We start from the raw sequence: 12,581 nt of genomic DNA on the forward strand, positions 1-12,581 counted from the left end.
CGAGGAACTAGGTGACTGCTCCGGCCCCCTCCACGTCCGAACTCGACCGTCTCGACGACGGCGCCCTTGCCGATCGCCTGCAAGGCGCCGGTCAACGCATCGCGAGTGAATTGCGCAAAGTCATCGTGGGTCAGGACGTCGTGGTGGAGCAAGCGCTGATCGCGCTCTTCGCCGGCGGCAACTGTCTGCTGGTCGGCGTCCCCGGTCTCGCCAAGACCCTGTTGATCTCCACGCTGGCCCGTGCGCTCGACCTCAAGTTCTCGCGCATTCAGTTCACACCCGACCTCATGCCCAGCGATGTCACGGGCACGGATGTGATTCAGGACGACCCGACCACCGGTCAGCGCCGCTTGGCTTTCATGCCCGGCCCCGTGTTCGCGAACGTGCTGCTGGCCGACGAAATCAACCGGACGCCGCCGAAAACGCAGGCGGCACTCCTGGAGGCCATGCAAGAGCGTCGCGTGACCGTGCAGGGACGCACCTACGAGCTCGACAAGCCGTTCTTCGTGTTCGCCACGCAGAACCCAATCGAGTTGGAAGGCACCTATCCGCTGCCGGAAGCCCAGCTCGATCGCTTCATGCTGGAAGTCATGCTCGACTACCTCCCAGAAGAAGACGAAGTCGCGGTGGTGAAGTCGACCACCTCGCTGCCGCCGGAGGCGGTGCAGTCGGTGGTGTCGAAAGAAGAGATCCTGGCCTATCAGCGCGTCGTGCGTCGCTTGCCGATCGCTGATGCCGTCACGCGGTATGCCGTGAAGCTGGTGCGCACGTCGCGCCCGGGCGAAGGCGCGCCCGACTACGTGACGCAGTTCGTGTCGTATGGCGCCTCGGTGCGCGCGGCACAGGCGCTGGTGTTGGGTGCCAAGGCGAGGGCGCTGCTGCAGGGCCGAGCCAGCGCCAGCTTCGAAGATGTGCGAGCCCTGGCGCGTCCCGTCTTGCGGCATCGTGTGCTGGTGAACTTCACGGCGCAGTCAGAGCGGGTGACCACCGATTCGCTCATCGGGCGTCTGCTCGAGAGCGTGCCGCTGCCCCGCTCCTCGCTCTGAGCGATTCGTGGCCACCGCCCCCGCGTCTTTTCTCGACCCTGCCATGCTGGCGCGCATCTCCGATCTCGCGCTGTTGGCGCGCACGGTCGTGGACGGCTTCATGCACGGCCAGCACCGGTCGTTGCGCAAAGGCTCGTCGTTGGACTTCGCCGAGCATCGCTCGTACCAGCCCGGTGACGATCTGCGTCGCATCGACTGGCGCGTGTATGGGCGTACTGACCGGTTCTACATCAAGGAGTACGACGCCGACACCAACGCCGGCGTTATCTTCGCGCTTGATGCGTCGGGTTCGATGGACTTCGGCAGCGGCGCAGTCACCAAGTTCGACTACGCGCGCTTCCTGGTGGCATCATTGGCCTGGTTGTCGAAGTCGCAGGGCGATCGCATCGGTCTGGCCACGTTCAAGGAAGAGCTGGTGGATGTCGTGCCGCCCTCGGTGCGTCATCTGCAGCTGCTGTTGCACACCTTGGCGCGCGCCACGGCGGCGGGGCCGAGCCGGCTGGTGCACTCCATCAGCCGTATCGGACATCTCACCACGCGCACCGGCATCGTGGTGCTTGTCACCGACTGCTACGAACAGCCGGAGGCACTCGGACGCGCGGTGGCCGCGCTGCGCATGGGCGGGCACGATGTGATCGTGTTTCATCTGGTCGATCCGGCGGAGAAGCAGTTGCCCGGCGACATGCCGGCCACGTTCGAAGACGCCGAGAGCGGCGCGCTGTTGCCGCTCCGACCCGGCGAGCTGCGCGAGAAGTACAACACGTTGATTACCGCGCACCATGCGGCGTTGCAGGAGCGCTTCACCAGCGCCGGCGCCGACTACGTCCGTCTCGACACGAGCGAACCTCTCGACCGTGCCCTCCACGCCTACCTCGACGCGCGGCTCGCCCGCAGTCGGGTACGCTGACGATCGACTAACCGGGTCACGCGCGCATGGGCATCGGATTCCTCGTTCCTGCATTTCTGGCCGGACTCGCCGCGTTGGCGATTCCGCTGCTGATGCATTTGCGGCATCGCGACAAGGACCGGCCGTACCGGTTCCCGTCGCTGATGTTCCTCGAGCAACTGCCCATTCGCACATCGCAGCGTCAGCGCATCACCGACTGGCCGCTACTGCTGTTGCGCGCGCTGGCGGTGGCCGCGCTCGTCTTTGCGTTTGCCCGCCCCGTACTGACCGATCGCGCCGCCGCCGGCGGCGACACGCGTCGTAAGGCGGTGGTCGTGGTGATCGATCGCTCACTCAGCATGGGCTATCAGGGCGTGTGGCCGCGGGCGCTCGATTCGGCCCGCGCGGTGGTGAACGCACTCGGCGCTGGCGATCGCGTGGGTGTGATAGCGTATGACGATGCCTCCGAAGTGCTGCAGCGTTTGAGCGACGACAAAACGCAGGCCATCGCCGCGATCTACACGCTCAAGCCGATGTCCCGCGGCACACGATTGGCGCCGGCGTTGCGTACGGCGCGCCAGATGCTGCTCGATGCACCGTTCGCGGCGGCTGAGATCATCGTGATTTCCGACCTCCAGCGGGCGGGCGCGGCCGGCATTGCCGGTATCGATCTGCCAGCCGGGGTGAAGTTGCGCAGCATTCCCGTGGGGGCGGCCACGCGCGCCAACAGTGCCGTACGCGTGATCGAAGCGCGTCGGGTGATGGATGGCTCGCGGTCACTGCTCGCGGTGAAGGCGCGCGTGCAGTCACACGAACTGCCGAGCGCGCGCATGGTAAAGGCGCGGCTCACCGTGAACGGGCGTGACGCGGCGCGCAGTGATGTGTCGCTGCAGCCCGATGGCGAAACCGTCGTGACATTCGCGCCAGTGCCCGCCCCCGATGATGCCGTGGCACTGCTGGTGTCGCTCGAGCCCGATGCGCTGGTGGCCGACGACACGCTGCACGCGGTGGTGCCGCGCGACGACGCCGTGCGGGTGGCGCTGGTGTCACCGTCAGCAGGCGCGGCCGGGGAAGCGCTGTTCATGGAGCGCGCACTCGCTATCGGCGCGGCGCCCGCCATTCAGATCGATCGCCTGGCTTCGGCCCCGGTCAGTCGCGAGGCGCTGGCCCGCACGAGTCTGATCGTGTTCTGGGATATGCTGCCGTCGGCGTCGTCGGTGGCCGCACTGCAGGACTACATCACCAAGGGCGGTGGTGTCGTGATCGCTGCCGGCTCGCGACTCGCGGCACAACGTGGCGACAACTTGCCGCTGCTGCCAGTGCGCATGAGTGGACTGGCCGACCGGTTGGCCGATCGCGGGGGGACACTGCGCGATGTGCGCATCGAGCATCCGCTGTTCACTCCGTTCCGCGAAGTGCCGGATGCGCTGAGTTCGGTGCGCTTTCTGCGCTATCCGCGGGTGGATCTTGTCGGCCCCGTTGATGTACTGGCGCGCTTCGATGATGGGCTCCCTGCCGTACTCGAACAGCGTATCGGCGAAGGCCGCTTAGTCGTGCTGACCGTACCGCTCGATGCGCAACGCAGTGACTTCCCGCTGCAGCCGGCGTTTCTGCCGTTCGTCCGGCAACTGGTGTTGCACACGTCCGGCCGTGATGCCGTGCCACTCTGGCGCGCCACCAGCGAGAGCTGGTCGCTGTCGCCGTCGGTGAACGATCCGGTGGTGCGCGCGCCGGATGGCACACTAGTGCGGCCGCGGGCCGACTCACTGGGTACCGCGGTGCCGCTGGCCGATGCCGGCGTGTATGAGGCGTTCGCAGTGAGTGCCACCGGGACGGCCGTAGGTCGCGTAGCTGCCAATGCGCCGGCCAGTGAATCCGAGCTCACGCCCATGGACACTACCGAGCTGTTGCTGGGCGTGCGCGACGCCGAGCCTGGCACGATGGTGTCGAACGCGCCACCGACGACGGCCGAGCTGGAGCGCCGTCAGAATCCGTGGCGGGTACTGTTGATCATCGTGGCGTTGGTGCTCGTGGTCGAAACCATCATGGCCACGCGCGGATGGCGCGCCGTGGCCCGACGTGTCCGTCCTGTTCCTCCCGTGTCCTCTTCCGACCGGAGCCCCGCATGAGTCCCGACCGTCAGCTCCTTACCACACTCGGCGCGCTCCGCCGCCAGTGGCGCCAGCGTATTCTCCTCGAGTCGCTGGTGTGGATCGGGGCATCGGTGTTGTTGGCCGTGCTGGCCACGATGCTCGTGCTCACGCTGTTCAGTGGCGACGGGCGGGCGCCGATCATCGCGCGCGTGGTCGGCTACGCGCTGATCGCGGCGGCGTTCATCCGCGGGCTGGTGCTGCCGCTCATGCGGCGCGCCAGTGACGAGCGATTTGCGCTGTACGTGGAAGAACGTGCTCCGCAACTCAAGCAGGCGCTGATCACGGCCGTGCAGGAAGCACACGTGCCGGAGAGCGAGCGACAGTCGGGGGCGTTGTCGGCGCGGTTGATGTCGCGGGCGAGCGCAGCGATAGCCCCACTGCAACAGCGCGCGGCGTTGGAGCGTCCGCGCATGGTGCGCGCCGGGCAGATGCTGGGTGGTGTGTCCGCGGTGGCCGTGCTGATGTTCGTGGCAGGTCCCGCGCGCTTACGCGAAGGCGCCAAGCTGTTGTTCGTGCCCTTCGGTACGGCCGAAGCGGCGGTGCCGGTGCGCGCGCTCAGCATCGAGCCGGGCAACGTAGCGGTGCCGCGTGGTGGTGCGATTGAAGTCCATGCGACGTTGGTGGGTTTCGCCGCCGACGGCGCGGAGCTGGTGTTCCGCAGCGATTCCGCCAGTGAATGGCAGCGACTGCCCATGAGCCCCGAAGCCGACTCGTCGCGTTTCCGCTCGCGGTTGTTCGATATCACCAAGCCCACCGAGTACTACGTGGAGTCGGCCGACGTGCGGTCGCCCACCTACACGCTCACGGTGAACGACCTGCCGGCGGTGTCGAACGTGTCGCTCGACCTCAACTTCCCGGCGTATAGCGGCATGCCGGCCGAGCACGTGGAAGACGGTGGCGACGTGGCGGCGATCATGGGCACCACCGTCGTGGTGCACGCCAAGGTCACCCGCAAGGTGGCGAGCGGCGTGCTGCGCTTCGACGATGGCACCACAACACCGATGACAATCGAAGGTGACAGCGCAGTAGCCGGTCGTTTCAAGGTCACGAAAAGCGGATTTTATCACGTGGACCTGATCACCACCGACGGCACCACGGTGGCCGGTTCCGTGGAGTACGTGATCGATGCGATTCCCGATCGCGGGCCGCGCGTGACCATCGAGGAGCCGGGGCGCGACACGAAGGCGTCGAACACCGATGAAGTCACCGTAGCGGTGCAGGCCAGTGATGACCTTGGCGTGGTCGCGCTCGAGCTGCGCTATCGCGTGAATGGTGGCCCTGAGAAGCGCATCGTGATGCAGGACAGCACGACGCGCCGGCCGCGCGATGCACGCGCCGCGCACACGCTGTTCCTGGAAGAGATGTCGCTGGTACCGGGCGACCTGGTAGCGTATCACGCCGTGGCGAAGGATGGATCGGGCCACAGCGGCAGCAGCGATGTCTACTTCCTCGAAATCCGACCGTTCTCGAAGGACTATCGTCAGGCCGAACAGCAGGGCGGCGGTGGCGGTGGTGGTGGTCCGCAGGGTGAGTCGCCGGAAGGATTCGTGGCCCGGCAGAAGGAGGTGGTGGCCGGCACCTTCAATTGGCTGCGTGACAGCAGCAGCACCGTCGATAAGAAGCGTCGCGAGAACATCACCACGCTCACGATTGCCGAAGGACGTCTGCGCGAGGAAGTGACGAAGCTGGCAAATAGCCTGAAGGAGCGCGGCCTGGCGGCCGGCGACACGATGTTCGCCAAGATCCGCGTGGAAACCGAAGCGGCAGCGGCCACGATGAAGCTGGCCGAAGAGCAGCTGGGTCGCGGCCGTGGTACCGACGCCCTGCCGTTGGAGCAGAAGGCATTGCAGCATCTGCAGCGCGCCGAAGCGCTGTACCGCGACGTGCAGGTGCAAATGGGCGGTGGTGGCGGAGGCGGCGGTGGTGGTGGTGGTGGCGGACAGAAAGCCGAAGACCTCGCCGACCTGTTCGAACTCGAGAACGACAAGCTGCGCAACCAGTACGAAGCGGTGCAGCAGCAGTCGCAGTCGCAACAGAGCGCGCAGCAAGCGGTCGACGAAACGCTGGAGAAGTTGCGGCAACTCGCGCAGCGTCAACAGCAGGAGAACGAGCGCATGCAGCGTCAAGCCGAAGCCATGCGTCAGCGTTTGGGCCAGCAGCAGGGCGGCGGCGCGGCGGGCAGCAGTGGCGGTGCATCATCCAGCAGTGGCCGCGGACAGCAAGGTGGACAGCAAGGCGGACAGCAGGGCGGACAACAGGGCGCGCAGGGACAGCAGGCCAATAGCGGCGCGCAGCGCGAGCTGGCGCGTCAGGCCGAGGAAGAAGCACGCCGATTGGAGCGCTTGTCGCGTGAGCAGAACAATCCCGAACTCGGCAACGCCGCGCAGCGCCTGCAGCAGGCGGCCGATGCCATGCGTCGCGCGTCGAGCGGATCAGCGGCGCAGGGTAATGCGGCGCTCGAGGAGCTGAACCGGGCAGCACGCAATCTCGAGGGCACGCGCTCGAACGAACTGAATCGTGGTGTGCAGCAGTTGGCCGAGCGCGCGCGGGATCTGGAGGCGCGTCAGCAGGAGATCGCCGAGGGCGTGAAGCAAATGCAGGGGGCGGCGCCAAACACGCGCAACGAACAGCAGCGGCGGTTGGGCGAGCAGAAGGACGCGTTGGGCAACGACGTGCGAAAGCTCGAAGCGGACGCCGATCGGTTGGCGCGTGAAGCGCGTCGCGATCAGCCCAAGGCGGCCGGCAAGTTGGGCGAAGCGGCGGAAACGATTCGCGACACGCGGGTGGCAGACAAGATCGACTTCAGCAAGCAGGTGATTCGCGGCGGCTCGGCCGAGTACGCGTCGCAGTTCGAAGGCCAGATCGGCGAGAATCTGAAGGACGTGGCGGAGCGGCTGCGGGCGGCCACGGGCGCGATGTCGGGCGAGTCGGCGGCGCGGACACAGGAACGCACGCTGGAGCGCACGCGGGCGCTGGTGGAGGGACTGGAGTCTCTGCGCGAGCGCGTGGCCGATAAACAAGGCCAGCAGGGGGGCCAGCAGGGCTCACAGGGGCAGCAAAGCGGCCAGCAAGGGAAGCAGGGCCAACAAGGCGGCCAAGGGCAACAGAGCGGCCAGCAGGGGCAAGGACAGGGCCAGCAGCAGGGTCAGGGGCAAGGGCAAGGCCAGCAGGAGGGCCAGGGACAAGGTCAGGGCCAGCAAGGCGGCCAACAAGCAAACGGCGGAAGCGGCGGCAATGCGAACGGCGCGCCGCGCGCTGGCGGCATGCCCAATGGCAGCATGCCCTCCGGGCAGGCGTCGCCCACCGGCAACGACGGTGGCATGATGCCGTCGGGCACGCCGGAACAGTTCGCGCGTGAATTCCGGTTGCGTCGCGAGAACGCCGAGGGCCTCCGTCGCGAAGCCGCCGCGCAGGGCGTCGACACCCGTGAACTCGATCGCGCCATCGAAGGACTGCGTCAGCTGGAGAACAGTCGCGCGTTCGGCGACCCGAAGGGGCTCGACCAATTGCAGACGGCGATGCTCGAGCGCCTCAAGAACTTCGAGTTCGCGTTGTATCGCTCGGTGGGACTGGGTGCCGATGGACGGCCGGCGGCGGGTGCTCGCGCGGCGGCACCGGCGGAGTATCGCGCGTTGGTCGAGGAGTACTACCGCGTGTTGGCGGGGTCGAAGCGGCGTCCGTAGATCGCCGTCAGGCGCCGGGTCGCCGCGCCCGCGTCGGCCGCGCGAACAGCTGTCGTTCCGGCGCGTCATCGAGCTGCCGTGGCTCCGGTGGCGCAGTGGCACCGTGCGCCGCCATGGGCGTCAGCCACGACGAAAGCCACCAGCGATAGCGCTCGTCCTGATGCAGCGCCAGGAAACGCGGCCCGGCCCCGGACATCGCCGACGCCGTGAACGGCAACATCGCGCTCTGGATATACCGTCCGCGCTCGTCGTAGTAGTCGAGCACGCGCCCCTGAGTGTCCGATTCGAGTCCCACCAACACCACAAAGCCGCCGTCCACGATGGCGGCATCGACCACGAAGGGCTGCCGCAGGCGCGCGCTATCGGTCGCACGGCCAACACGCTCGATGGTGAGCGGCGGCCCCGAATCACCCGGCGCCCGCAGCGCGGTGAGCTGTGGCGACGCACCGGTGCTGGGGTCGACGGGCCCACTCACGATCAGCACTTCACGATCGGTGAGCAACAGACACCGCCGCGCGTCTCCATTGCCCCACCGCACCCGCGACGACGCCGCGACCGTGAGACGGTGTCGACCCACCAACGCGTCGTCCTTCGGGCTCGCCGTGAGCGTGAACGCTTCAAGCACGGTTCGCTGCCCGAGCGTGCGCACATGCAACAGCGTGGCCGGTGACAGCGTGCAGAGCTTGCCGCTGCCCCCGCGCAGCAGCGGGAGCTCACGACGAAACATGAAGCCGCCAATCGACTCGCGTACCAGCGTGCTGGTGGCGCTATCGATCACATCGACCTGACCATCGTCGGTAATGCGCGACAGTTCGGTAGGAGCAATGATGTCGCGCGGAACCGCCGCGTTGAGCACCGAGTCGATCCGCGCCGGACGCGTGGCCAGCAACATCCCGCGCCGATTCAGCTCGAACAGCGAAATGCGCATGGGTGACTCCTGCAACAGCGCCACCGTAGTACCACCGGCCCGAAACACGAGCGGCACCATCGTGCTGTCGGTGTGCTCCGTGATGTCGGTGCGCCATTCCTCGCGCTTCGCCGGATAAATCGTGCGCGTCGCCATCGCCGCCCGGAGTTCGGGCGGAGCCTCGTCACTCACCGGCTCCGTACGATCACACGCCAGCACACCTGCCGGCAGTGCGCACACCAGCAGAAGGCGCGCGATTATCCCCCGCACACGTTCCAGCGGACCACAGTCTCGTCGTTGCACCGATACGTGCAGAAGCCGCACTTGTTGCCCGCGATGTTCGTGCACGCGCCGTAGCCCGGTACCCGTGCGAACTGCGGGCAGCGGCGCGTCTGGGCTTGCGACTGAACGTGCGCCGACGCCGACACCAGCAACGTCAGCAGCGACAGGGCGGCATATCGGACTCGGCGGCTACAGCACATGGCCTTGAGCGTTGGGTGGTTTCGCATCTCCGTGAACTACGGGGTGGTACGAAAGTCGGCAAGGCCGGATCGTCGCGGCGCGCATTGGCTCGCGCGCTCGCCCCCGTGCACTCCTTTCCTCCAAACCTCTGTGTGATCGGTTCAGCGAGGCCACCTGCCGATTCAGTGCCAGATCACGCTGAGGTGCAGAGGCCGCAGAGGTCGCAGAGACAACCCAATGGCTTTACCTCTGCGCACTCTGCGCGCTCTGCATCTCGGCGTCATCGGTTCCCCCGCATGCCGTCCCCAAGCAGGTTACGCTACACTTCGATCATCCCGGGCACCTTGGGCGCGGATTCGCCGTTCACCCGTGTGTTCAGCCGTGTGTTCATCGGTGTTCACCACCGTCCATCAACGTTGATTCGCAGGAGTGATCGATGCGTCGTAGCGGAAGGGCCGTTTGGCTCGGCACAGGCTTGGAAGGTTCGGGTAGTCTCACCACGCCCAGCGGCGTGTTGGCGGAGCAGCCGTATTCCACAAAAATGCGGTTTGCCGACGCCGAGGGGCGGAGCGGCACCAACCCCGAGGAGCTGATCGCGGCAGCGCATGCCGGGTGTTTTGCCATGGCGCTCTCGTTCCAGCTCACCGGTGCGGGCTTCGCGCCGACCGCGCTGCACGTGGAGTCGGTGATCACCATGGCGCAGCAGGGTAACGACTGGTCGATGGCCGGGATCATGCTCACCCTCGATGCAGTCGTGCCGGGGATCGACGACGCGACCTTCCATGAGAAGGCCAACGCGGCGAAGGTGGGCTGCCCGGTGTCGAAGGCACTGTCGTCGGTGCCGATCACGCTCGAAGCCACGCTGCGGGCGGAGTAAAGCCGAGCGCAGTGCCCGCTCGGTGACGCTATGAAGCGGACTCGAGCGGGTTTTACAGAATCGCTCCGCAGACACATCGATTGGGGGGAGCTGCGCGTTAACCTTGGCATATGCTCCCCCTCCTGTTTGCGCTGCTGCAACAAGTCAGCGATCCCGTTCCCGTCCAATCCTCCGCCAGCACGGCGGTGTTTTCCGGTCGGGCGCGGGTCCTCGACGTCCGCGCCCCGCGCCTATCCGATGCCATCACCATCGATGGTCAGCTCACGGAGCCCGCATGGCAGCGCGCCAGCCGCCTCACGGAATTCACGTCGTACAATCCGGTGGACGGGCGTCCGGCCCAGGACGAGACGGAGGTGCGCATCTGGTATGCCGACGATGCGATGTACGTCGGCATTCGCGCCTTCGCGACGCCGGGGACGGTGCGGGCCACCCTTGCCGAGCGCGATCGCATTACCAACGACGACTGGATCGCGTTGCATCTCGACACCTTCAACGATCGCCGTCGCGCCTTCGTGTTCGCCGTCAATCCGTTCGGCGTGCAAGCCGACGGCATGCGCACCGACCAGTCGGCCGGCCCCGGCGTGTCGCGCGCGGCGCTGCAATCGGTGGACCTGTCGCAGGACTACGTGTGGCAGTCCAAGGGCCGCCTGCTCGACGACGGGTACGAAGTCGAGGTGCGCATCCCGTTCAAATCGATCCGCTATCAGATGCGCGCGACGCAGGACTGGGGACTGCAGATCGTACGGCAGACGCAGCGCACCGGCTACCAGGACACGTGGGCGCCCACCTCAAAGGCCAATCAGGGCTTCTCGCCACAGGCGGGTTATCTGCGTGGCATGACCGGGATGAAGCGCGGTCTGGTGCTCGATCTCACCCCCACCACCACGGCGTCCACCCGCGGCACCCGCAACGAAAACAGCTGGCGCTACGGATCGCAGGGGGAAGCCGGTGGTGACGTGCGTTGGGGGGTTTCTTCCAATTTCACGATCAACGCGACGGCGAATCCGGACTTCAGTCAGGTCGAGACCGACGTTGGACAGATTCCCGGCGACGTGCGCTTCGCCAATTTCTTTCCCGAGCTGCGCCCGTTCTTCGTGGAAGGCAGCGAACAGTTCGACGCCCCGAACCGCCTCGTGAACACCCGCTCGATCGTGCAGCCACTCGGCGCGATCAAACTCACCGGCAAGATTCCGCGCACCGACGTCGGCCTGCTGTCGGCGCTCGATGCGCCGAGCGCCGGGAGCGACGGCACCACGAGCCCGCTCTTCACCATCGTGCGCCTGCGACGCGATATCGGCGACCAGAGCACGGCCGGCATCGTGCTGACCGATCGTCATGAAGGAGCTCGCTTCAATCGCGTGGCCGGCTTCGATTCGCGACTACAGTTCGCGAAGACCTACAGCGCTGAAGTCCGGTACGCCACAAGCCTCACCCGCGACAGCACGGATCGTAGCGGCACGCTGTGGGAAGCCAACACCGGTCGCACCGGCCGCGGCTACGGTTACCGGTACGGGATCCAAGGGTTCTCGCCGACGTTCGAGACGAGAACGGGCTTTGTGAATCGTGTGGATTTCGTGCGCGGACAGATCAACCAGCGGTTCACGATGTTTGGCCGCAAAGGCGGGTGGTGGGATCAGCGTCAACATTTCTTCTCTGGCTCCTCGCTCTGGAGCTACGACGGATTTGCACAACGCGAGTCCCCGCTCGAAACCAAGCTGTCGCTCGACAACTCGATGACGATTCGCGGCGGCTGGAAAGTCAGCGTGATTCCCGACCTGCAAATCGTCACCTTCGACGCGCGTCGGTACGCGGGGTATGCCGTGGCGCCGCTGAACGGCGTCGACACTACCGCCTTTACCGCCAGCGGGTCGCAGCGTACGAGCAGTACGACGCTCATCGTGAACACGCCGCAGTGGAAGCGAATCGGCGCCACGCTGACCGCGATCGCCGGCACCGAGCCGGAGTTTTTCGAAACGAGCACCGTGCGACGTCGCGATGTCGAGGCGCAGATCGATTTGCGCCCCAGCACGCAGATCCGTATCGGGACGCTGCTGCGCTACCAGCGCTTCGTGCGCGCGCGCGACGGTTCGCGCTTCAGCACGCAGGTGGTGCCGCGGCTGCGTCTCGAGTATCAGTTCTCGCGGGCGCTCTTCCTGCGCTTCGTGGGTCAGATGGAGTCGCGCGACCGCAGCGCCCTGCGCGATCCGCGCACCGAGCGCCCCCTGCTCCGTCGCACGGCCGGCGGCAGCTACACCGCACGCAGCGCCACAAAGTCTCTGCTGGGACGCGGCGATGTGCTGGTGAGCTATCTGCCCAGTCCGGGCACGGTGGTGTACGTGGGATACGGCACGGGCGTGGATGCCACGGAAACGATGCGCCCTATCGATGTGCAGCGCACGAACGACGGGGTATTCATCAAGATCAGTTATCTGTTCCGCGTGCGCGGCACGACACGCTGAGTCAGCATGCCCAATCGATGCTGATCTGGGAGAACCCGGATCTCAATCGATAACCCACCAACTGTTTCGGCCGTGAGCCGGTTTGCCCAGAAATTCCGAAAGAAGAGA

At 66.5% G+C, this 12,581-nt stretch carries 8 protein-coding genes; 6 read left to right on the forward strand and 2 right to left on the reverse strand.

Annotated elements, in window-relative coordinates; translation table 11 throughout:
• Positions 1 to 11: 11 nt before the first annotated feature.
• The 4 genes from RMP10_RS02445 to RMP10_RS02460 are packed head-to-tail and all read left to right on the forward strand — an operon-like array spanning position 12 to position 7,768.
• Positions 12 to 1,046: a MoxR family ATPase gene (locus tag RMP10_RS02445; RefSeq protein WP_345785767.1), complete on the forward strand. Its 1,035-nt coding sequence runs from the start codon at positions 12 to 14 to the stop codon at positions 1,044 to 1,046.
• A 7-nt stretch (positions 1,047 to 1,053) separates the two neighbouring features.
• The gene (locus RMP10_RS02450; protein ID WP_309673518.1) at positions 1,054 to 1,953 is read left to right on the forward strand and encodes a DUF58 domain-containing protein; all 900 of its coding nucleotides are present in this window, start codon (positions 1,054 to 1,056) and stop codon (positions 1,951 to 1,953) included.
• 26 nt (positions 1,954 to 1,979) lie between these two features.
• Positions 1,980 to 4,061, forward strand: coding sequence for a BatA domain-containing protein (locus RMP10_RS02455; protein ID WP_310568888.1), 2,082 nt, complete (start codon positions 1,980 to 1,982; stop codon positions 4,059 to 4,061).
• Complete coding sequence (locus RMP10_RS02460; protein WP_310568889.1) at positions 4,058 to 7,768, forward strand: DUF4175 family protein; 3,711 nt, start codon at positions 4,058 to 4,060, stop codon at positions 7,766 to 7,768. Before RMP10_RS02455 ends, RMP10_RS02460 begins: the two co-directional genes overlap by 4 nt.
• Before the next feature lie 7 nt (positions 7,769 to 7,775).
• On the opposite strand, the gene RMP10_RS02465 is transcribed toward RMP10_RS02460, so the two are convergent.
• Entirely contained in the window at positions 7,776 to 8,867 is a 1,092-nt protein-coding gene (locus tag RMP10_RS02465; RefSeq protein WP_310568890.1) for a hypothetical protein, read from the reverse strand.
• Positions 8,868 to 8,932: 65 nt separating this feature from the next.
• Entirely contained in the window at positions 8,933 to 9,184 is a 252-nt protein-coding gene (locus RMP10_RS02470; protein ID WP_309673522.1) for a hypothetical protein, read from the reverse strand.
• Positions 9,185 to 9,573: 389 nt separating this feature from the next.
• Between RMP10_RS02470 and RMP10_RS02475 the strand changes: the two genes are divergently transcribed.
• Positions 9,574 to 10,014, forward strand: a complete 441-nt coding sequence (locus RMP10_RS02475; RefSeq protein WP_310568891.1) for an OsmC family protein — start codon at positions 9,574 to 9,576, stop codon at positions 10,012 to 10,014.
• 110 nt (positions 10,015 to 10,124) lie between these two features.
• The gene (locus RMP10_RS02480) at positions 10,125 to 12,473 is read left to right on the forward strand and encodes a DUF5916 domain-containing protein (RefSeq protein WP_310568892.1); all 2,349 of its coding nucleotides are present in this window, start codon (positions 10,125 to 10,127) and stop codon (positions 12,471 to 12,473) included.
• Positions 12,474 to 12,581 lie beyond the last annotated feature (108 nt).

Source organism: Gemmatimonas sp. (assembly GCF_031426495.1).
GTDB lineage: Bacteria > Gemmatimonadota > Gemmatimonadetes > Gemmatimonadales > Gemmatimonadaceae > Gemmatimonas.